We start from the raw sequence: 21,110 nt of genomic DNA, 5'->3' as shown, positions 1-21,110 counted from the left end.
CGCGAACGGCCGGGGCGCCCTGCGCAGGTCGTACGGGCGGGCGGGCGGTCAGACGGCGGCGGCGGCGGTCGGCTGCCGCTCCGCCACCAGCCGGGCGACGGCCCGCAGGTCGGGCTGGCGCAGCACCAGGGGCGCGCGCAACCGCACCCCGCACTCCTCCTCCAGGGCCTCCAGCAGCCGTGCGGCGGCGAGCGAGTTGCCGCCCGAGGCGAGGAAGTTGTCGCCGGGCCCGAGGTCGGCGCGGCCGAGCAGGTCGCGGCACAGGCGCAGCACGGTGCGCTCGGTGGGCGTGGCGCCCTCCTCCGCCGCGACCGGCTCGTCCGCGGCCGGGGCGAGCAGCAGGGCGGCGCGGTCGACCTTGCCGTTGGCGTCCAGCGGGAAGGTGTCGACCAGGCGGACGGCCGACGGGACGGCCTGCTCGGGCAGCCACGGCCGGACCGCCGCCAGCAGTTCGTCGGCGCCGACCGCCGAGGGCCCCTCGACGGTCTGGACGAAGGCGAGCAGCCGGACGCCGCCGGTCGGCGCCGGGGCCGCGGCCACCACGGCCCGGCGCACCCGCGGGTCGCGCTCGAACGCGGCCTCGACCTCGGCGGGTTCGACCCGGACGCCACTGACCTTGACCTGGTCGTCGAGCCGGCCGTGGAACTCCAGCACGCCGTCGGCGCCCATCACCACCCGGTCGCCGCTGCGGTAGACCCGGTCGATGCCGTCCACGCCGGGCGGCACGCCGACGAAGCGCCGGGCGGTCAGCTCGGGGTCGAGGTAGCCGGCGGCCAGGCCCCGGCCGCCGATGCGCAGTTCGCCGGCCTGGCCGCGCGGCACCGGCCGGCCGTCCTCGTCGGTGACCAGGACGACCGCGCCCGGGACGGGCAGCCCGATCGGCGGTGCGCCGGCGCCGTGGTCGAGGCCGGGCGCCATGGTATGCACGGTGGTGGTGACGGTGGCCTCGGCGGGGCCGTAGGCGTTGTGGACGGCCGCGGTGACGTCCGGGCCGGGGGCGCGGCGCAGCCGGTCGCCGCCGATGGTGAGGTGGCGCAGTGCCAGCCCGTCCGGCCACGCGCGCGCCAGGATCGGCTCGGCGAGCGGGGTGGGCAGGATGCTGACGGTGACGCCGGCCTCGCGCCACCAGTCGGTGAGCGCGCCCGGGTCCCAGCGGACCGCCTCGGGGGCGAGGGTGAGCGCGGCGCCGGAGGTGAGGGTGGCCCACAGCTCCAGGACGTGCGGGTCGAAGGACACGCCGATCAGCAGGCTGTGCCGCTCGCCGGGGCCGAGGCCGGTCAGCTCGCGGTACCAGTGGAGCAGCGCGCCGAGGGCGGGCTCGCCGACGGCGACGGCCTTGGGGGTGCCGGTCGAGCCGGAGGTGAGCACCGCGTAGTGGGTGCCGGCGGGCACCTGGACCTGCTCGCCGGGGACGAACGCGGCGACCACGTCGGTGGTCGGGTCCAGGTCGAGCGCCAGCTGCTCGCCGCCCTGGGGAAGCCGGGCCGGGTCGCCGACCAGGCAGGCGGGCCGCAGCTGCTCGGCGACGGCCTGGAGCCGGCGCTCGCCGGGACGCGGGCCGAGCGGCAGGTGGACGGCGCCGAGCTTGGCGGTGGCGAGGGTGACGGCGGCCAGGGCGGCGGAGTGGCCGAGGCAGACGCCGACCAGGTCGCCGGGGCGGATCCGGTCGCGCAGCGCCGCGGCCATGGTGTCGGCGAGGCGGTCGAGTTCGGCGTAGCTGTAGGTGCGGGCGCCGTCGATCAGGGCGGGCGCGTCCGGGGTCCGGTGCACCCAGGTGGCGAACAGGTCGAGGACCGCGCCGTCCTGGTGCGGGCGGCCGTATTCGATGCTCAGGGTTTCCATCATTGTCTCCAGGTGGTTCAGGCCGTTGACAGGCTGTTGACAGATCGTTGACGGACTGTCAGTTCAGGCCCATGGAGCGGGCGATGATCACCTTCTGGACCTCGGAGGTCCCCTCGATGATCGTGGTCATCCGCACGTAGCGGTACAGGAACTCCAGCGGGTGGCCGCGCACCCAGCCGGTGGCGCCGTGCACCTGGAGCGAGCGGTCCACCGCGCGCACGGCGGTCTCGGAGGCGGTGAGCTTGGCGAGCGCCGCGTTCTCCGGCGCCTCGGTGCCGTCGTCGACCAGCCGGGCGCAGGCGAGGGTGAGCAGCTTGGAGCACTCCACCTCGGCCCGGGTGGCCACCAGGTGTTCCTGGATGTGCTGGTACTCGCCGATCACCTTGCCGAAGGCGCGCCGCTCGCGGGCGTACTCGACGCCCATCCGCAGCGCGTACTCGGCGATGCCGTTGCACATCGCGGCGACGACCAGGCGGCCCCGGGAAAGGCTGTCCATGGCGAGGGCGGTGGCCGCGCCGACGCCCTCCTCGCCGCCGATCACGGCGTCGGTGGAGACGGTGACCTGGTCGAGCAGCAGCTCGAACAGCGGTTCGCCGGACATGCCCTCGTAGCGCTGGCCGATCCGCAGGCCGGGCTGGTCGATCGGGAGGACGAAGGCGGTGGCGCCGGCGGTGGGCCCGGCCCCCTCGCCGAGGTCGGTGGCGGTGACGACGAGCACCAGGCCGGCCCGGTCGGCGTTGCTGACGAAGGTCTTGCGGCCGTTCAGCACCCAGCCGTCGGCGGTGCGCACGGCGGTGGTGGTGAGGCGGAACGCGTCGGAGCCGGCGTGCGGCTCGGTGAGGGCGAGGCAGCGGGTCTGCTCGCCGCGCACCAGCGGCACGAGGTGGCGCTCGATCTGCTCGGGGGTGCCGTGCCGCAGCAGCGGGCTGGGGCCGTCGGAGCCGGCCAGGGCGTACGGCGCGAGCGGGCAGCCGCTGCGCCCGGCGGCGTGGTGCAGCAGGACGACGGCGGTGAACGGCATGTCGGCGCCGCCGAGTTCCTCGGGGTAGTCGCCGGCGTAGAAGCCGAGCGCGGCGGAGCGCTTGCGGACGTAGGCGCGCAGTTCGGCGGGCACCTCGTCGGCGGTCTCGGGCAGTTCGGCGGCCAGCGGGACGAGCTCGCGGCGGACGAAGCTCTCGAAGGCGTCGACGAGTTCGCGGTGGGCGTCTTCGAGGACGGCGGAGGGGGCGCTCATGCGCGGTCTGCCTTTCCGGGGTGCTGGCCGGTGAGGGCGCTGGCCTGGTCGGCCAGGACGGCGTGGCGGAACAGGGTGCGCAGCGGCGGGCGGCTGCCGAGGTGCGGCTCCAGCCAGGCGGCGAGCTGGGCGGCGAGCAGCGAGTGGCCGCCGACCTCGAAGAAGTGGGACTCGGCGGTGAAGCGGTCGTGGCCGAGCACCTCGCGCCAGGCGGCGGCGATCAGTTCCTGGCCGGGGTCGGCGAAGGCGCTCTCGGCGGCCGGGGCGGCCTCCTGGGCGGGGGCCTCGTCGGCGAGCCGGGCGAGGGCGGCGCGGTCGGGCTTGCCGCCGGGCAGGGTGGGCATCGTCTCGACGGCCGTCCAGGTGGCGGGGACGAGCCCGCCGGGCAGCCGCTGGGCGAGCGCGGCGTGCAGGGCGGCCTGGTCGGGGCGGTCGGCGCCCTCCAGGAAGCCGATCAGGCGCGGGCCGGCCTGCGGGTCGGTGTGCAGCACCACCGCGCAGGAGCGGCCGCCGAGTTCGGCGGAGGCGGCGGCCTCGATCTCCTCCAGTTCGATCCGGTGGCCGCGGAGCTTGACCTGGTTGTCGGCGCGGCCGAGGAAGCACAGCCGGCCGCGCAGGTCGCGGTAGCCGCGGTCGCCGGTGCGGTAGACGCGCTCGCCGCCGAGGGCGGGCACGGTGACGAAGCGGGCCGCGGTCGGCTCCGGCAGGCCGAGGTAGCCGTCGGCCAGCAGGGCTCCGCTGACGGCGAGTTCGCCGACGCAGCCGGCCGGGAGCGGGCGCAGCGCCTCGTCCAGGACGTGCAGGCGCACGCCGTCCAGTTCGGCGCCGAGCGGGATCTCGCCGTCCTCGGCCACGTCGGCGGCGGTGACCTCGTACACGGTGGAGGTGACGGTGGCCTCGGTGACGCCGTAGGCGTTCAGCACGGTGGTGGCCTCGATCAGGCCGGTCAGCGCACGGGCGGGCAGGCGCTCGCCGCCGAGGACGAGCAGCCGGGGCGCCCAGCGGCCGTCGCGCAGCGCCTCGCGCAGGTCCTCGCGGACGGCGAGCAGGTAGCTGGTCGGCAGGTTGGCGACGGTGACGCCACGGGCGGCGAGCACGGCGACGAGCTCGGGCCCGGTGGGCACCTCGCGCTGCGGCACGACCAGGGCGGCGCCGGCGGCGAGCGCGGGCAGCACCTCCTCCAGCGCCACGTCGAAGGACGGGCGGGCGAACAGCAGCACCCGGTCGGCGGGGGTCAGTTCGTAGCGGGCGGCGATCGCGGCGACGTACCCGGCGAGCGCGTCGCGGCCGACCAGGACGGGCTTGGGCACGCCGGTGGAGCCGGAGGTGTGGATCAGGTAGGCGGCGCCCTCCACCACTGCGGCGGGCTCGGCCTTGGGGAAGGCCGGGCCGTCCAGCAGCGCGGGGGTGACGCCGTCGGCGGGCAGGGCGAGCGCACTCTGCCGGGTGGCCAGCACCAGGGCCGGGGCCAGCCGGTCCAGCAGCAGGCCGAGCCGGGCGGCCGGGTCCTCGGCGGACAGCGGCGCGTACACGGCGCCGTACCGCAGGCAGGCGAGCAGGGCGACGACGCTGTCCACGCCGCGCGGCAGCACGGCGGCGACCGGCTGGCCGGGGGTGACACCGGCGGCGCGCAGGCGTTCGGCCAGCTGGGTGACACGGCGGTCGAGCTCGCCGTAGCTGAGGCGCTCGGTGCCGGCGATCATCGCGATCGCCGTGGGGTCGTGGGCGGCGGCCGGGTCGAGACCGGCCCGGGCGACGGCGGTGGCGGGTTCGGCGGCCGGGGCGGGGTCGAGCGCGGCCAGCGTGGCCTCGGGCCGGTCGAGGTAGCAGCGCAGCAGCTGGAGCAGGCGGTCGGCCAGCAAGGTGGCCTCGGCCTCGCCGAACAGGTCGGCGTCGTAGTCCCAGACCAGGGTCATCCCGGCGCCGCCGTGCTTCTCGCCGACCACCCGGCGGTCGTCGGGCAGCAGCACCAGGTCGAGGTCGAAGCGGGTGGTGCCGGTGTTGAAGCCCTCGTACAGCGAGACTTCGAGACCGGGCGCCTGGACGTCCGGCAGCGCGGCGTCGTGCGCGCTGAACATCACGTTGAACAGCGGGTTGTCGGCGCCGCCGGTGTGCAGGCCGAGCCGGCGGGTCAGCTCCTGGACCGGCAGGTCCTGGTAGGGCAGCGCGCGCAGCAGGACGTCGGTCACCTCGTCGACGGCCTCGGTGCCGGGGGCGGACGGGTCCAGTCGCAGGTGCAGCGGCACGGTGTTCACGAACATGCCGACGGTGCCCTCGAAGCCCTCAGGGCGGTTGCCGACGGCGGTGCCGACGACGAGTTCGCGGTGCCCGGAGTGCCGGCGCAGCAGTTCGGCGAAGAGCGTGAGCAGGGTGCTGAACGGGGTGTGCCCGTCCTCCTTGCTGCGGGTGCGCAGCCGCTCGGCCAGGTCGGCTCCGATCGCCTGGCGCATCTGGCCGCCGCGGTGGCGGCGCACCGCGGCGGGGTTGGCCAGCCCGGGCAGGGTGACCTCGCGCGGGGCGTCGGTCAGCTCCCGCAGCCAGAAGGCGAGCGCGCGCTCGCGGGCGTCCGGGTCGACGGCCGTACGGGCGTGCTGCTCGTACGAGGGCGCCTCGGGCAGCTGGTAGGGCTCGCCGAGGACGTGGGCGCGGTAGACGGTGAACAGGTCGCGCAGCAGGATCGCGAAGGAGTGGCCGTCGTGGACGAGGTGGTGCTCGACATGGATCAGCCGGTGGTGGTCCGTGCCGAGGCGCACCAGGTGCCAGCGCAGCACCGGCGCCTGCTCGGTGTCCACCGGCTCCTCGGCCTCGGCGGCCAGCAGCTCGCGGAAGGCGGCGTCCGGGTCGGCCTCGGCGGCGAAGTCGCTGCGGCGCAGCGTCGGTTCGCAGTGCTCGGCGACCCGCTGGCCCGGCAGGCCCTCCGGGCGGGGGACCAGTTCCAGGCGCAGGCCCGGGTGGTGGGCGAGGACGGCGGCCAGTCCGGCGTGCAGCGCGTCCTCGTCGAGGGTGCCCCAGAGGTCGAGCACGGCGGTGAAGTTGTACGCACGACTGCCGGGCAGCATCTGCTCGTGCAGCCAGACGATCTCCTGCGAGGAGGAGAGCGCAAACATCGGTGACTCCCTTGTGTGGTGGGCGTGTTGGCCCTGCGGTGACGGGGCGGGCGTGGATGGCCCGGCCCTGGTTCCGGGCGCGCCGGGGTGGTGGCACGGCCCGGCGGTCGGTGTGGGGATTCGGTGGCGGCTTCGGTCCGGGGCGGGTCAGGCGTCCGGGGCGGGCGTCCTGATGCGGACGTCCGGTGCGGGTCCGGTACGGCTTCGGGTCGGGTCCGGGGCGGCTTCGGGTCGGGTCCGGATCAGGCGTCCGGAGCGGGCGTCCGGATCAGGTGTCCGACGCGGGGTCGGGCCGGGCGGGTCAGGCCGTCCGCAGGTGGCGGCGCAGCGTGGCGAGCAGGTCGTCGAAGGCGGCGGTGGCGACGTCCTCGGGGAACCGTTCGCGGTCCCAGGCGAGGCGCACCAGCAGGTCGTCGCCCTGCGAGGCGGCGACCGCGAACGGCGCGGCGAGCGGCCGCCCGGCCAGGTGGACCTCCCGGCCGGGCACGCCGCCGAGCACCAGCGGCGGGCGGCGGTGCAGGTCCTCCAGGGTGAGCATGCCGTCCAGGGCGCCCGTCCACGGGGCGCCGGCGGTGCGGGCGGCCCGGACCACCTCGTCGAACGGGGTGTCGGCGTGGTCGAGGTCGTCCCACCAGGCGTCGGCGAGGTCCTCCAGGGCGGTGGCCGCGCCGGGTGCGGCGGGGTGCACCAGGGTGTTGAGGAAGCAGCCGAGCGCGGCGGGCGCGCCGGGCGGGCGGCCGCCCCACGGGTAGCCGAGGGCGAGCTGCCCGTCGGTCCGGTGCAGCCGGTGGGCGGCGGCCGCGGTGGCGTCCAGCAGTGCGGGGAAGAAGGCGGTGCGGGCGGCCCCCTCGGCGGCGGGCAGCCGGTGGCTGAGCATGCCGGTGGAGCCGGCCGCTCCCCCGCCCGTCCCGGTGACGCCGCCGAGCCGGCGGCCCCAGTGGGCCTGTGCGGCGGGTCCGCCGGCGGCGTCCTCGGCGGCCAGTTGCCGTTCGACGGCCTCCCGGTATGCCGCCAGGGCGTCCTGGTCGGGGGCGGCGACGGCCTCCTGGGCGTGGTCGTCCCGGGCGTAGGCGTCGGTGAGGTCGGCGGTCAGGATGCCGAGCGACTGCTCGTCGCAGGCCGCGTGGTCCACCGCGAGGGCGAGCAGTTCCTCCTCGCCGTCCGGCTCCCGGGCCACCAGCAGGCGCAGCGCGGGCCCGTCGGCGGGCCAGTCCAGCAGGGCCTCGCGCAGGGCGGACCCGGCGGTGCCGCCGGGCGGGACGGCGATCCGGGCGGCTTCGGCCGAGGGAGCGCCGACCCGCAGGACGGGCGTGCCGCGCACCGTCCCGAAGCCGCCGCACAGCGCCGGGTGCCGGGCGGCGGTGGTGGTGGCGGCGCGGGCCAGCCGGGGCAGGTCGAGGGTGCCGCCCGGGTAGGCGTGGAACAGCGGGACGACCTCGGGCCGGCCCTGCGGCGCGAGCCTGCGGGTGATCAGGAAGCGCCGCTGGGCGCCGGTGAGCGGGAGCAGGTCCGTCGGGGAGTCGGCGGCGGCGGAACGGTACCGGGCGAGGTAGGCGGCGGTGATGCTGGCGTGCACGGAACGGTCTCCGGTTTCCGGTCTCGGTTCGGTTCGGACGTCAGGCGGCGGGGCTCGTCGGGCGGCCGGGTGCGTCAGGCGGCGGGGCTCGCGACGGGCTCCTCCCCGGCCGTGGCGGCGGTGTCGGCCGGGAGGTCCCGCAGCCGGCGCAGCGGCGACAGCAGCAGCGGCACCGGGACGAGCAGGAAGCCCGCCGCGCACAGCCACAGCGCGGCGCGCGGTCCGGCCGCGTCGGCGACGGTGCCGCCGATAAGCGCGCCGATCGGCAGCGTGCCCCAGACCAGGAAGCGCATGGTGGCGTTCATCCGGCCGAGCAGCTCCGGCGGGCACAGGCCCTGCCGGAAGCTCACCTGGGCGACGTTGTAGGCCACCGCGCCGAACAGCACCACCGCCGAGGCGATCCCGAACAGCACCACGCCCGCACCCCGGCCGGACAGCGGCCACAGCAGCGCGAACGGCGCCGTCACCACGGTGGCGAGCCAGATCAACCGGGCCTGGCCGAGCCACGCCGCCAGCCGCCCCGCGCACAGCGCCCCGGCCAGGCCGCCGACGGCGGAGGCCGACAGCAGCAGGCCGATAGCGCCCGGCGACAGGTCGAGCACCCGCACCCAGAACACCGTCTGCACGGCCGCCAGCACGGCGGCGAACAGGTTGGACACGGCGGTCGCGGTGGCGATCGCCCGCAGCAGCGGGTGCCCGAGCACGAAGCGCACGCCCTCGGCGACCTCGGCGCGCAGCGACCGTCCGGTCGCCGGCTCCGGTTGGGGCTCCTCGACCCGGATCCGGGCGAGCAGCAGGGCGGAGGCGAGGTAGCCGACGGCGTCGGCCACGATGGCGAGCGACGCACCGAGCAGCTGGACCAGGCCGCCGCCGAGCCCGGGCCCGACGATCTGCGCCGAGGAACGGACCGTCTCGATCGCGCCGTTGCCCCCGACCAGTTGCTCGCGCGGCAGGACGGACGGCAGGAAGGACTGGTGGGCGACGTCGAAGAAGACCGTCGCCACCCCGGTGACCAGCGCCACCAGGTAGAGCTGGGCCATGGTCAGCACGCCGAGCGCGGCGGCCGGCGGGATCGACCCGACGGCGAGGCAGCGCACCACGTCGGCGCGGATCAGCACCGGGAGCTTGCGCATCCGGTCCAGCCAGGCGCCGGCCGGCAGGCCGACCAGCAGGAACGCGGCGGTCTCGGCGGCGGTCAGCAGGCCGACCTCGAAGGGTGTGGCATCGAGCACCACCACCGCCACCAACGGGAGCGCGACCAGGGTCACCTGGCTGCCCGTCTGGGCCGTCGCAGCTCCGGTGAGCAGGAGTCGGAAGTCGCGGTGGCCGAGCAGTCGGTCGCGGCGGGGGCTTGGCGTCTCGTTCATCAGTGCGACTTTCGGTCACCACTTCGCTACTGGGCAAGCATCGCGTCCGTTTCCGGACGAACCACGGGTCGGCCTGATCGCGCCACTCCCGCGGCCCGCCCTTACGGCCCCCATACGGCCGAACACGCTCCCGCCGGGACGTCCGCGCAGGCCGCCGACCAGGGGCGGACCACTCGCGCGGCCACCCGGCACACCACGGGCCCCGCACGTCCAATTCGCCGTCCGCTATGCGGGCATTCGCATTCCGGCCACCGGACGCCGTCACTCAACTTGGCTGGATCATGCGAAACACTGACTGTCCGTCACCTGATCGTGATATCAGCCGCGCCGCGGGAGGCCGTGGGAAGAAGCACCCGCGCCGCCGGACGGGCCGGACCGGGCCCCGCCGCTCAGTCCGCCTCCCGGCAGGTCACCGCCAGCACCGCCATGTCGTCGTCCCGAGGCCCGCCCGTCCACCGCTCCACGTCCGCCACCAGCGCGTCGACGGCCTCCTGGGGGCCGTCGAACGGGCCGAGCGGGCCCAGAGCGAGCAGCGGATCGTAGAACTCCCCGGCCGCGTCCCGGGCCTCCGTCACCCCGTCGGTCACCAGCAGCAGCGTGCACCCCGGCGGGAACGGCCGGGTCTGCGGCACCGGCCGGGCCACACCCAGCGAGCCCATCCCGAGCGGCAGCCCCGGGTCGGCGGCGTCCAGCCGGCGCACCGCGTCCGGGCCGCCCAGCAGGTACGGCCCCGGGTGCCCGCAGTCGAGCGTGCGCACGACGTCCTCACCCGGCGGGAACTCGACCAGCAGTGCCGTGATGAACCCCTCCAGCCGCACCTCCTCGGCCAGCAGCGCGCTCTCCCGGGCGAGCGCCCGCTCCAACCCGTCGGCCAGCGCCGCGAGGTCCGGCGCGCGGTGGGCGTCCTCCCGGAACGCGCCGAGCAGCACCGACACCGCGCCGACCGCCTGCAGCCCCTTGCCCCGGACGTCCGCGATCAGCACCCGTACGCCGTACGGGGTCGCCTGCAGCGCGTACGCGTCGCCGCCGATCAGTGCCTCGGTCTGCGCCGCCCGGTAGCAGGCGGCGACCGACAGCCGGCCCACCCGCGCGGGCGGCTCGGGCAGCACCGCCCGCTGGGCGGCCTCGGCCACCGACCGCACCTGCGCCAGCCGCTCCCCGTGCCGGGCGACGACGCGGTTGACCCAGACGCCGAGCAGCGCGGCGAAGGCCGTGTTCACCAGCTCCAGGTAGCCGTCCTGGGTGCCGATCGAGCCGTCCCGCACGGCCAGCACGAGGATGCCGGTCACATTGGCGACGCCCACCGCGAGGGTGTCCCGCAAGGTCAGCAGCGCGCCGGTCAGGACGGCGGCGGCCGCCAGGAGCGGGTCGCCCCAGTAGTCGGTGGGATCCAGGGAGTTCCAGACGAGCCCGCCGACGATCAGCAACCACGGCGCGAACCGCACGTACGGCGGCCACTGCTCGGACCTCGGGGCCATCGGAGACCTTGCTTCCCGTCTCACCGCCTATCCGGAATATGCGATTCCGATCCTAGCCACCCCTGCTCACCCCCGCGCGCCCCCGGCTGCGCCGCGGGGAGCCAAGCGCGCGGCGGCGCCTCGCGGGGTCGGGAGCCGGGGTCGGGGGCCGTGGGCCAGCCTGGTGACCTGCTTCGGTGCCTGCACGGCGCTCTCGCCGACGGCCGGACACCCGAGAGCGGCCGCGCCCGCTACCCGTCCAGGGTGAACCGCCCCGCGCCCGGGCCGGTGACCAGGCCGGGCGGCAGGCGGCGCCCGTAGGCGAGCAGCAGGAGGTGTTCGGCCCGGCCCTCCACCACGACCGGGCCCTCGCCGTACGCCCAGCCGGTGTCCGTGGCCCGCAGGTGGACGCCGTCGAGTCGGGCACCGAAGAAGCGCAGGCTGCGGCGGGAGACGGTGGCGAGCAGGGCGGTGACCCGAGGCAGCGGGAGGCGCGAGGGCAGGCCGAGCGCGGTCGTGATGTCGAGGCCGTGGACGACGTCGTGGCCGAGGGCGGCGATCCGGCCGCCGACCGGGGGGCGCCAGGGGTGTTCGGCGTGGTCGGCGAGGGCGGCGGCGAGTTGGCGGTCGGTGAGGGCGGCGGCGTCGCGGCGGGCCACCCGGTCGGTCATCCGGTGGAGGGAGCCGCCGGCCCGCATGAGGTCCGCGAGGTTGCGGGCCGTGGAGTAGCGAAAGCCGGTGCTCATGTGGGCGGCGACCTCGCGGACGCGCCAACCGGCGCACAGCGACGGGGAGTTCCACTGGTCCCGGGTGAAGGTGGTGAACACCTCGGCGAGTTCCCGGCGTTCGGCCGCGATCTGTTCGCGGACCCAGTCGACGCCCTGGTCGTGCTGCACGGTTTCCATGCCTCCAGCCTGCGGCCGGGGCCCTCCGTACGTCCAAGACCGGGGAGTTCTTCCACCTATCATCAGAAGTTATGGAACTCCGGCAGCTCCAGTACTTCGTCACCGTGGCCCAGCAGGGCAGTTTCACCCGCGCCGCCGAGCTGCTGCACCTCACCCAGCCCGGGGTGAGCGCCCAGATCCGGCAGCTGGAGAAGGAGTTGGGCCACCGGCTGCTGGACCGCAGCGGGCGCGGCGTCCGGCTCACCCCGGTCGGCGAGGCGGTGCTCCCGCACGCGCGGGCGGCGCTCGCCTCCGCCGCGGCGGCGCGGCAGACGGCGCAGGACTTCGGTGGGTTGCGGCGCGGACACGTCCGGCTCGGGCTGGTCTCCGGGGCAGCCCTGGGCCCTGTCCCGCCGGCCGGGGCGGACGACCTCCCCGGACTCGCCACCACACTCGCCGCGTTCCGCCGCGACCACCCGGGCATCGACCTCTCGCTGGCCGAGGACGGTACCGCGCGGATGCTCGGCGCGCTGCGCGAGGGGCGGTTGGACCTCGCCGTGATCGGCCTGCCCACCGCCGCCAGCGGACGGGACGACGACGACGGCTGGCGGACGCTGGCCGGGCTCGCCCTGCACACCGTGTTGGAAGCCCCGCTGGTCGCCGCCTTCACCGGGCACCACCCGCTGGCCGGCGGACCGGACGGCCCTCTGCCGGTCGCCGCGCTGGCCGGGCACGCCCTGGTGAGCACCCCGCGCGGCACCGGCCTGCGGACGGCGCTGGAGCAGGCCCTGGCCGCGGCCGGGGCGCGCCCCACGGTCGCGGTCGAGGCGGCCGCCCCACCACAGCTGGCCGAACTCGCCGCGCACGGGCTGGGCGTGGCCGTGCTGCCGGATCCGCCGCCCGCCGCCGGGCTGCGGATCCGGCCGCTCACCGATCCCGTCCCGCTGGTGCGGATCGCGCTGGCCTGGCCGACCGGCCGCCCCATCGCGCCGCCCACGGCCGCGCTCCTGGGCCACTTGCGGACGTCCTATCCGGGCCCGGGGGCCCGTACCTGACGCTACCGGGGGTCCGTCCTCCGCAGGCCGCCGTGTCAGCGCGACGGCGGCAGTGACGCCACGTCAGAGCGCGGCGGCGGTGCCCCGTCAGGACGCGGCGGCGGTGCCGTCGCCGATGTGCAGGATCGCGTCGGCCCCATCGAGGACAGCCCGGTCGAGCGGGAAGTAGCCCTGCTCAGGCGTGGTGTCGGTGCGCGTCCGGCCGCCGGCGGCCGCACCGGGATCGACCAGTCCCCAGGTGGCGGCCCCGCGCTGGAGCGCACCCTCGTGGGTGTCCGGCTCGGGCTCCTGGAGCCCGACGGCCGCGCTGCGCCCCAGGCTGCCGGGGACGAAGGTGTACGGCTCGTCCAGGGAGTCCAGGATGGCGCCGGCGCCGCTCCAGGCCAGGTTCAGATCCGCCAGCCGCATGGTGCTCGGCTGCCGTTGCAGGTGGAGGTTGTGGGCGAAGACGAGGGTTCCCCCTCGGCGGGCCTCGCCGCCGCGGATGTCGAGGAGGTTCTGGGCCATGAGCACGTCCCGGGTGCCGAGGAGGCCGGACAGCCGGGCGCCCGGCTCCAGGCGCTCGGCCGACTGCCGGTGGTAGCGGAGCAGGCCGAGGCCGGCGGTGAGGTGCGTCCTGGCCCTGCGCCACTCGGCGCGCGAGGTCGCCGCGACCAGTTCCGGGGCCCGCGCGTACAGCAGGGTGAGCAGGTCGTCGGCGATCGTCCGCAGCTTCTCCGCCTCGGCGGAGGCGCCGGGCGACATCTCCGGGTCCAGGACCGCCTCGGGGCGGCTCCAGCGCTGGTCGTCGCCGACCAGGCCGGCGAGGTCGAGGTCGAGCCCGAGGTAGTCGCGGGCGTGTTCGAGGTAGCGCCGCGGGCTGGGTGCGCTGGTGTTCTCCGTCTGCGCGTCGAAGCCGTGGAAGGCCAGACGGTCCGCCGGCGGCCGGCTCCGGTTGTACTCGCGCATCCAGGCGACCAGCCGCCGGTTGCCGTCCAGCTCTCCGAAGCCGTGGGAGAAGCCCTCGCCCATCACCGAGTCGAGGGTGCCCACCCCCTCCTGGACGAAGTCGTTCACGGCGAGCGCGGCCACCCGGTCGGTTTCGAGGGCGATCGACCGGAATCCCCGGTCGACCAGCTGGGCGAACAGCTCGTTGCGGATCCGCGCGAAGGCCGGTTCCCGGTGGGTGGGTTCACCGAGCGCCAGCAGTGCGCACGACGAAGGGACGAGGTCTCGCAAGTCCTGACTCATGGTCCTCAAGCGTATCCTTGAAAGAACGGTTGAGACTTTTCCTGCTCCGACCGCCCGATCCTCCGCTGAAGCCTCAAACCGGTGACCACCATGCGCCCCTCCGACCTCGCCCGCGGGCACGGCCTCTCGGCCCAGGCCGTACGCAACTACGAACGGGACGGCTTCCTCCCGCCCGCCGAACGCACCGCCAGCGGCTACCGGATCTACACCGAGGTGCACGCGGCCGCGCTCGACGCCTACCGCTCCCTCGTCGCGGCGTACGGCCACGCGACCGGCGGCCGGATCATGACCGCGCTCCACCGGGGCGGGCTCGACGACGCCCTGACGGCCATCGACCGCGGGCACGGCCAACTGCTCCGCGACCGGGACACCCTGGACGCGGTGCGGAAGGCCGTGCACCACCTTGCGGCGCGGCCCGACGCGGCGCGGGACATTGCAGCGGATCTTGCGGCGGGCCCGTCGGCGGAGCCCGCGGTGGACGGTGCCGTCCTGAGCATCGGCGAACTCGCCCACCGGCTCGGCGTCACCCCGGCGACCGTGCGCAACTGGGAGGGCGCGGGCATCCTCGCCCCCGCCCGGGACCAGGCCACCGGACACCGCGTCTTCCGCGCCGACGACATCCGCGACGCCGAACTCGCCCACCTGCTCCGGCGCGGCGGCTACCCGCTGGACCACATCGCCACCGTGCTCCGACAGGTGCGGACGGCCGGCGGCACGGCCTCCCTGGCCGACGCCCTCGACGGCTGGCAGCGCAGGCTCACCGCCCAGGGCCTGGCCATGCTCGACGCGGCCGCCCGGCTCGGCCACTACCTCGGCCTGACCGGCCGCCCCCGGCCGGAGCAGATCTAGGGCGTGTTTCATCATTCCCGCCGGGCGCGCGACGCTCCCCCAGCCTGGCGGCTGGGAGGTGCCCCCAGGCATCCCGCCTGACCGCACCGGCGAAACGTCCAAGTACACCCAGTACGAGGACGCTTCGCCGGCACGCCCAGCCGGGCGCCCACCGCCGCGCGCTGATCCGACGCGAATGATGAAACACGCCCTAGGGTCTTCGTCAGCGATGCGGCGGGCCGCCGCCGTGGGCTCAGCCGACCCGGGTGAGCCGGGTGGTGCGGGGCGGGGTCCGGTCGGCGGGGGTGGCGGGGCCGGCGGGGGTGGCGGGGCCGGCGGCGCGGTCGGGCTCGGGGCGATCGGGGTCGGCGAGCAGGATGGAGCGCTGGAGCCGTCGCAGTCCGGCCGAGGGTTCCATGCCCAACTCCCGTACCAGGGTGTTGCGCAGGCGCTGGTAGGCCTCCAGGGCCTCGCCCCGTCGGCCGGAGCGGTGCAGGGCGATCATGTACTGGCCGTGCAGGCTCTCGTGGGTGCGGTAGCGGTCGACCAGGACGGTGAGTTCGGCGAGCAGGACGCGGTGGCGGCCCAGCCGCAGGTCGGCCTCGATCCGCTGGTCCAGGGCGCAGAGCCGGGTCTCCTCCAACCGCTTGGCCTCGACGGCGAGTTGACCGCCGAGCGGGATGTCGGCGAAGGCCGGACCGCGCCACAGGCCGAGCGCCTCGCCCAACTGGCGGGCGGCGAGCGGGAAGTCGCCGCCGTCCATGGCCCGGTAGCCGAGGCCCGCGAGGCGGTCGAACTCCTGGAGGTCGACCAGTCCGCCGCCGCTGTCGAGCCGGTAGCCGCCGGGCGAGGTCACCAGGACGTCCTTGGCTCCGCACGCTCCCCCGGCGTCATCGCGGTGGGCGAGCGCCCGGTCGATGAGGTCGCGCAGTTGGAGGACGTAGGTCTGGACGGTGGTGCGCGCGCTGTGCGGCGGATGGCCGGACCACAGTTCCTCGGCGAGGACGCCCGCCGAGATGACCTGGTCGGCGCGCAGGGCCAGCAGGGCGAGCACTTGCCGTGGTTTCGGCGCCGAGGGCACCACCGACACCCCGCACACCTGGACCCCCAAGGCCCCTAACACCCGGATCTCCATGACGTCCACCCCAATCCAGACGGATCGGCGACCCCGACGGCCACCGGCCGGCCGGTGCTACGGCTACCGCACAGCCGAGCACCGGGTGCTCATCCAAAAACAGGACGGACGGTTTGTCAATACAAAACCGAACGAGCTGTTTGTTTTTGAACGGACAATCGAGCTCCGGACTGCTTCGACCAACCGGAATGACCGCCGCCGCGAGCGCCGCCGCGTCAACCCCGGACGCACACTCTCAGACCCCGCCCGCACGGGCCGCCGCCAGCTCGGCCACCACCCGCTCACCACGGTCCGAGCCCAGGTCCAGCGTGGCCAGCACCCCGGGGACGGTGATGCTCGGCATCACGTGCCGGTACAGCACGGCCACCCGGCGCTCCAGATCCGCCCGGCCGGACATCTTCTGGGACTGGATCTGCACGCCCGTCCAGGCACCCGTCACCAGCCACGCCGTCTCGGCCGGCAGCACGTGCGGCAGCAGCTCGCCCCGCTCGCCGGCCGCCGTCAGCACCGCCTCCAGCCGGGCGATCCAACCGGGGATCGCGCCGCCGCCGAGGTCGCCGAACACGTCCTGGCCGAGCGAGAGCCGCGCGCCCGCGCTCAGCAGCGGGTCACGCGGCATGAGATGCGCGACGACCATCCCCAGGTCGACGAACTCCTGGAGCTTGCAATGCCGTTCGGGGATCTCGTCCCGACCGAACTGCTCCTCCACGACGCCCTGCGCGAGCTCCCGCTTCGACGCGAAGTGGAAGTACACCGCGCCCCGGGTCACACCCGCGCGGGCGACCACCTCGCCGATCGTCGCCCCCTCGTACCCGTGCTCGTCGAAGACCGAGGCCGCCGCCTCCAGGATCAGCCGACGCGTCCGGATCGCCCGCTCCTGCCGCACCACCGCAACCACCCCGCCTGAACCGCTCGGCAAACAAAACCAAACACCCTGTATCTTACCCGCCGGTCAACCGGCGATCCCTCCTCCCCAGGTCGCATGCACCCGCCTTCGAGCGAAGGAAAACCGCGTGGACGGCACAGGGCGGGAAAGCGACCGCCACCCCTCCCCCAGCCGACAGAGCCGGAATCCGGCTCCCCACTTCTGGCCGCATCCCACCGAAAACGGCCCGCTGTGATAATGCACCTGTCATCCCACTTTTGGGGATTCCTTTGCAGGCCAGGCGGCATCCACCCCAGGCTCGGTCCACCCGGACGGCCATCACACGGCACCTGGAGCGACCACCCGACCACGCTCGGCCGCCAACGAACCTTCGTTCGGGCTCCTTGAAAACCAAACCGGAAGGTACGTATCTTACGAGCCCTGAGCAGCCCACCCCGCCCGCCACGGCCTTCCGGAGCGCTCCCATGACCCTGCTTGCCTACCGCGCCCCCGCCATCTCCCGCGCCGCCGGCGCGAACCACGGCACCACCCCCGGCCGCACCGCCGGGCCGTCCGTGCCGACCGGACCGGCACCGCGCCTGACCAGCACCGTTGCCAAGGAGTACGTCCACCGGGCCTGCCACGCCGAGGTCTTCCTCACCGGCAGCGAGCAGCTGAACGAGACGACCTTCGCCGTCACCGCGCAGTGGCCGCGCGCCCACACCTTCTTCACCACCCCCGACGGAACCCGGCACGACCCGATCCAGACCGCTGAAACGATCCGCCAAGCCGGGCTCTACCTCGCGCACACCCGGTTCGGCGTCCCGCTCGACCACAAGTTCATGATGTGGAACCTCGACTACACCACCCGCCCCCGCCAACTGCTCATCGGCGCGGCGCCCACCGACCTCAGCATCGAGGCCAGACTCGTCCCGCAGCCGCGCCGGAGCGGCACCACCATCGACTTCACCCTCAGCGCCGTCATCCGACGCGGCGCCCACCTCACCGCCACCGGACACACCCGGTTCACCACCGTGCCGGACTCCACCTACCGGCGGCTACGCGGGGCCCGCCGCGAGGCCGACCCGGCGCCCGCCGTCTCCGGCGAGCCGCTGGCCCCGGGCCGAGTGGGCCGGATCCGCCCCTGCGACGTCGTCCTGACCCCGGCCGACGCACCCGGGACCTGGCACCTCACCCCCGATCCCTGGCACCCGATCCTCTTCGACCACGCCAACGACCACGTCCCCGGCATGGTCCTGCTGGAGGCCGCCCGCCAGGCCACCAACGCGCTCGTCTCACCGGCCACCGTCATCCCCGCCTCCGCCTCGACCACCTACCACCGGTACGCCGAGCACGACGCCGCCACCACGATCACCGCCCGGCACACCCCCGGTGACGACCCGGACGCCCTCACCACCACCGTCACCGGCCACCAGAACGGCGAGCCGATCTTCACCACCGTCCTGACCGGCCACGCCGACCAGCGGTGACCGGCACTGCCGGGCGCTGACGGGCGCTGACCGGCACTCACGGGCCCCCGTCGACCCGCGCCGGCCCCGACCAGTTCCGACCAGCGCGGACCAGCCCTGACCAGCACGGACCGCCGGCCGCCCACCGCCCCACCCGGCCCGCCCGACCTCCACGGTCGGGCGGGCCGTCGGCACGTCGGAGACGAACCCCTCCCACGGACTGGCACCGGACGAACACCTGCGCGAGGATGTCAGCCCTTGGATTCGCAGTGACCGGGAGTACACCGTGCGTGAAGTCGCTTCGCACCAGAACGAGTTGATCAGACTGACGGACCGCCCCGGCACCGACGACGCCACCGGGCACGAGGGGCGCACCGGTGGCCGGAGCGTACGGGTGCGGGTGCTGGGGCGACACGCACCGGGCTCCCTGCTCGGCCACGACTGGCTGGACTGCGAGATCACCGTCACCGCCGACTCGGCCCGCGGGCAGTTCGTCACGCTGGTGACGGAGCGTCAGCTCCAGCAGTGGGAAACCGCCCTGGAACGGTTGGCGCGGCGCGAGGCAGTGCGCTGGCTGGACGAGGAGCACGGCCCGGAGCTGCGGATCGAGCCGGGGCGGCCCGGCGGCCTCTGGGTGACCGTCTCCGACGCCGAGGACTCCGGAGTCACCCTCCGGGTCGTCCTGTCCCCCGCCCCCGGCTGGCTGGACGAGCAGCGCGCCCTGCTCAAACTCGTCCGGGACGCCTACCCGTTCGAGGTGGTCGAGGTCGCCCCCGGCATCCACGCCTGGCGTGGGCAGCAGGGGAAGGGCAACTGACGGATTGTCAGAATCCTTTTGATGACAGGGCCGACGCCCGGCGCAGCGAGCGGCCGGGCAGGGCGGGGCAGGGCAGGGCGAGCGGCAGTATGACCGGTCCGGTGACGATGACGGTGGTGTGGCGGTGGCGGTGGCGGTGACCCGGCCGCCACCGATAATGGCGACATGATCGAGAAGCAGCTCCGCGTCGTCCTCGCCGAGGACTCGGTGATCCTCCGGGACGGCATGGTCGAACTCCTCACCGCGCGCGGGTGCGCCGTGGTCGCCACCGCCGGAACGGCCCCCGAACTCGTCGCCGCCGTCGCCGAGCACCGGCCCGATGTGGCCGTGGTCGACATCCGGATGCCGCCCAGCCACACCGACGAGGGCATCCGCGCCGCCGTCGAGCTCCGCTCCACCTCGCCCGGGGTCGGCATCCTGGTCTTCTCCCAGCACGTCGAGACCGCCTGGGCGGCCCGGCTGCTCGCAGGTGGCGCCGCCGGCGTCGGCTATCTGCTCAAGGAACGCGTGGCCCGCACCTCGGAGTTCGTGGACGCGCTGCAGCGGGTCGCGGCCGGCGGCACGGCGCTCGACCCGGAGATCGTCAACGGCCTGATGCACGGCGGGCGGCGCAGCCGCGTCGACGCGCTCACCCCGCGCGAACGGGAGGTGCTGGAGCTGATGGCGCAGGGTCACTCCAACCGCTCGATCGCCGGGCTGCTCGTGGTCTCGGAGCGGGCGGTGGAGAAGCACGTCGCCGCCGTCTTCGCCAAGTTCGACCTGCCGGCGACCGAAGCCGACAACCGGCGGGTGAAAGCCGTCCTCACCTACCTCTCCGAGAACGGCGGCTGAGCCGGGAGCAGCGGTTCCGTGGACGGCCCCGCCGCGGGCACCCGTCACAGGCTGCTCGGCAGTTCGGCGGTGACAGTCGTCGGCCCGCCCGGCGGGCTGTCCACCCGCAGCACCCCGTCCACCGCCGCGAGCCGCGCGGCCAGGCCCGCCAGGCCCGAACCGGAGCCCGAACCGGAGCCTCTGCCGGAGCCCCCGCCCGGAGCGGCGCCCCCGCGGCCGTCGTCGCGCACCGTCAGCCGCACCCGCCCGTCGGCTGCGCTGGCCGTGAGCTCCGCCGCCGCCGCGCCGCTGTGCTTGGCGACGTTGGTCAGCAACTCTGCCGCGCAGAAGTAGACGGCCTGCTCGATCGCCGCGTCCGGCCGCTCCCTCAGATCCAGCCGGACCGTGACCGGCACCGGCGCGGTGGCGGTGAGCCCGGGCAGCGCCTGGGCGAGGCCGCCGTCCAGCGCCACCGGGTGGATGCCCCGGGTGAGCCGGCGCAGTTCCGCGATGGTGTCGTCGGTCTGCCGGCGAGCCCGGTCGACCAGGGTGCGCAGGCGCTCGGCCTCCGGAGTGCCGGGCGGGCCGGTCGGCCCGGTCGGCTCGGGCTGGGCGACGCCAACGGCCTCGCCGGTGACCTCGCTGAGGGCGTCGTCGGCCAGCGAGAGCGTGATGGCGAGCGCGACCAGTTGCGCCTGCGTCCCGTCGTGCAGATCGCGTTCGAGACGGCGCAACCGGTCGGTGTTCTCGGCGAGCAGGGTGGCCCGGGCGGTCTCCAACTCACGCACCCGCTCCTGCGACCGCACCGGGCCGAGCAGCAACCGGGCGAGGCCCCGATTGGCCGCGCTCACCGCCCGCAGCGCCGCCGGCACCACCGCCAGTACGGCGAGCCCGACCGGGGCCCCGGCCACGTCCGGCCAGCCGACCGGCCTTGGCCCGGACTCCAGCAGGCGCACCCACAGCGGGAAGCCGACCAACCAGACGCAGCTGAGCGGCAATCCGACCGCGACCAGGAAGCCGAGCACCCCCAATGGCAGCCGCAGCAGCAGGTAGAGCAGTGCCCGCCAGGCCACCGGGTCGGTCAGCACCGCCCGACCCCGGGCGATCGCCCCGGACGGCCGGGGCAGCGCCCCCGGGGCCGGCACCGGCTCGCCGAGCAGCCGCCCGACCAGTCGCCGGTGCAGCCCGCCCAGCCCGCGCGCCCCGGCCAGGGCGGCCACCACGAACGGCAGCCCGAGCACGGTGAGCGAGAGCAACGCCCCGGCATAGAGCACGGCCACGGCGTAGACCCCGCCGAGCACGCCGATGGGCAGCCCGAGCAGCGCGAAGGCCAATTCGCCACCGCACACCGACAGATACCGCCGACGCTCAGCCACCGTCCACCTCACCACTCCCACTCACCGCACTCACCGCCTCGACAACACACCCAGGCGG

At 75.2% G+C, this 21,110-nt stretch carries 16 protein-coding genes; 5 read left to right on the top strand and 11 right to left on the bottom strand.

The genetic code is table 11. The annotated features are described in order from the left end of the window. Nucleotides 1–48: 48 nt before the first annotated feature. The 7 genes from A6F73_RS30735 to A6F73_RS30705 form a co-directional block, all read right to left on the bottom strand. Entirely contained in the window at nucleotides 49–1,842 is a 1,794-nt protein-coding gene (locus A6F73_RS30735) for an AMP-binding protein (RefSeq protein ID WP_244293562.1), read from the bottom strand. 58 nt (nucleotides 1,843–1,900) lie between these two features. Next, complete coding sequence (locus tag A6F73_RS30730) at nucleotides 1,901–3,076, bottom strand: acyl-CoA dehydrogenase family protein (RefSeq protein ID WP_063350751.1); 1,176 nt, start codon at nucleotides 3,074–3,076, stop codon at nucleotides 1,901–1,903. Then, nucleotides 3,073–6,183: a non-ribosomal peptide synthetase gene (locus tag A6F73_RS30725; protein WP_063350750.1), complete on the bottom strand. Its 3,111-nt coding sequence runs from the start codon at nucleotides 6,181–6,183 to the stop codon at nucleotides 3,073–3,075. The genes A6F73_RS30730 and A6F73_RS30725 overlap by 4 nt, the downstream gene beginning before the upstream one ends. 301 nt (nucleotides 6,184–6,484) lie before the next feature. Next, the gene (locus A6F73_RS44185) at nucleotides 6,485–7,759 is read right to left on the bottom strand and encodes a hypothetical protein (protein WP_063350749.1); all 1,275 of its coding nucleotides are present in this window, start codon (nucleotides 7,757–7,759) and stop codon (nucleotides 6,485–6,487) included. Nucleotides 7,760–7,833: 74 nt separating this feature from the next. Further along, nucleotides 7,834–9,126: an MFS transporter gene (locus A6F73_RS30715; RefSeq protein ID WP_063350748.1), complete on the bottom strand. Its 1,293-nt coding sequence runs from the start codon at nucleotides 9,124–9,126 to the stop codon at nucleotides 7,834–7,836. Between the two features lie 389 nt (nucleotides 9,127–9,515). After that, on the bottom strand, nucleotides 9,516–10,604 hold the full coding sequence (locus tag A6F73_RS30710; RefSeq protein ID WP_063350747.1) for a PP2C family protein-serine/threonine phosphatase: 1,089 nt from the start codon (nucleotides 10,602–10,604) through the stop codon (nucleotides 9,516–9,518). A gap of 230 nt (nucleotides 10,605–10,834) precedes the next feature. Beyond that, a complete protein-coding gene (locus A6F73_RS30705; protein ID WP_063350746.1) occupies nucleotides 10,835–11,488 on the bottom strand; it encodes a maleylpyruvate isomerase family mycothiol-dependent enzyme in 654 nt (217 codons plus the stop codon). A gap of 71 nt (nucleotides 11,489–11,559) precedes the next feature. Here A6F73_RS30705 and A6F73_RS30700 point away from each other — a divergent pair, with 71 nt between their 5' ends. After that, nucleotides 11,560–12,522, top strand: coding sequence for a LysR family transcriptional regulator (locus tag A6F73_RS30700; protein WP_063350745.1), 963 nt, complete (start codon nucleotides 11,560–11,562; stop codon nucleotides 12,520–12,522). A gap of 87 nt (nucleotides 12,523–12,609) precedes the next feature. Here A6F73_RS30700 and A6F73_RS30695 read toward each other — a convergent pair whose 3' ends face one another. Next, the gene (locus A6F73_RS30695; protein ID WP_063350744.1) at nucleotides 12,610–13,752 is read right to left on the bottom strand and encodes an erythromycin esterase family protein; all 1,143 of its coding nucleotides are present in this window, start codon (nucleotides 13,750–13,752) and stop codon (nucleotides 12,610–12,612) included. A gap of 90 nt (nucleotides 13,753–13,842) precedes the next feature. Between A6F73_RS30695 and A6F73_RS30690 the strand changes: the two genes are divergently transcribed. After that, on the top strand, nucleotides 13,843–14,601 hold the full coding sequence (locus A6F73_RS30690) for a TioE family transcriptional regulator (RefSeq protein WP_208869219.1): 759 nt from the start codon (nucleotides 13,843–13,845) through the stop codon (nucleotides 14,599–14,601). A 232-nt stretch (nucleotides 14,602–14,833) separates the two neighbouring features. Here the strand turns inward: A6F73_RS30690 and A6F73_RS30685 are convergent, their stop codons facing one another. Continuing rightward, nucleotides 14,834–15,715, bottom strand: coding sequence for an AfsR/SARP family transcriptional regulator (locus A6F73_RS30685; RefSeq protein WP_079136404.1), 882 nt, complete (start codon nucleotides 15,713–15,715; stop codon nucleotides 14,834–14,836). Nucleotides 15,716–15,950: 235 nt separating this feature from the next. Continuing rightward, complete coding sequence (locus A6F73_RS30680; RefSeq protein ID WP_063350742.1) at nucleotides 15,951–16,604, bottom strand: ScbR family autoregulator-binding transcription factor; 654 nt, start codon at nucleotides 16,602–16,604, stop codon at nucleotides 15,951–15,953. A 461-nt stretch (nucleotides 16,605–17,065) separates the two neighbouring features. On the opposite strand from A6F73_RS30680, the gene A6F73_RS30675 reads away from it, so the two are divergent. The 3 genes from A6F73_RS30675 (at nucleotide 17,066) to A6F73_RS30665 (ending at nucleotide 19,697) form a co-directional block, all read left to right on the top strand. Further along, nucleotides 17,066–18,070: a ScbA/BarX family gamma-butyrolactone biosynthesis protein gene (locus A6F73_RS30675; protein WP_079136159.1), complete on the top strand. Its 1,005-nt coding sequence runs from the start codon at nucleotides 17,066–17,068 to the stop codon at nucleotides 18,068–18,070. 265 nt (nucleotides 18,071–18,335) lie between these two features. After that, nucleotides 18,336–18,866, top strand: a complete 531-nt coding sequence (locus A6F73_RS30670; protein WP_079136158.1) for a DUF5959 family protein — start codon at nucleotides 18,336–18,338, stop codon at nucleotides 18,864–18,866. Nucleotides 18,867–19,031: 165 nt separating this feature from the next. Beyond that, nucleotides 19,032–19,697 carry a response regulator transcription factor gene (locus tag A6F73_RS30665; protein ID WP_063350741.1) on the top strand — a complete coding sequence of 222 codons (666 nt, stop codon included), beginning with the start codon at nucleotides 19,032–19,034 and terminating at the stop codon, nucleotides 19,695–19,697. Nucleotides 19,698–19,741: 44 nt separating this feature from the next. On the opposite strand, the gene A6F73_RS30660 is transcribed toward A6F73_RS30665, so the two are convergent. Further along, nucleotides 19,742–21,052 (bottom strand): sensor histidine kinase, encoded by a 1,311-nt coding sequence (locus tag A6F73_RS30660; protein WP_063350740.1) that lies wholly within the window; start codon nucleotides 21,050–21,052, stop codon nucleotides 19,742–19,744. Nucleotides 21,053–21,110 lie beyond the last annotated feature (58 nt).

This window comes from Streptomyces sp. MJM8645, assembly GCF_001625365.1.
GTDB lineage: Bacteria > Actinomycetota > Actinomycetes > Streptomycetales > Streptomycetaceae > Kitasatospora.
Note: the sequence above shows the minus strand (reverse complement) of the source record. Positions and strands in the feature narration are given on the sequence as shown.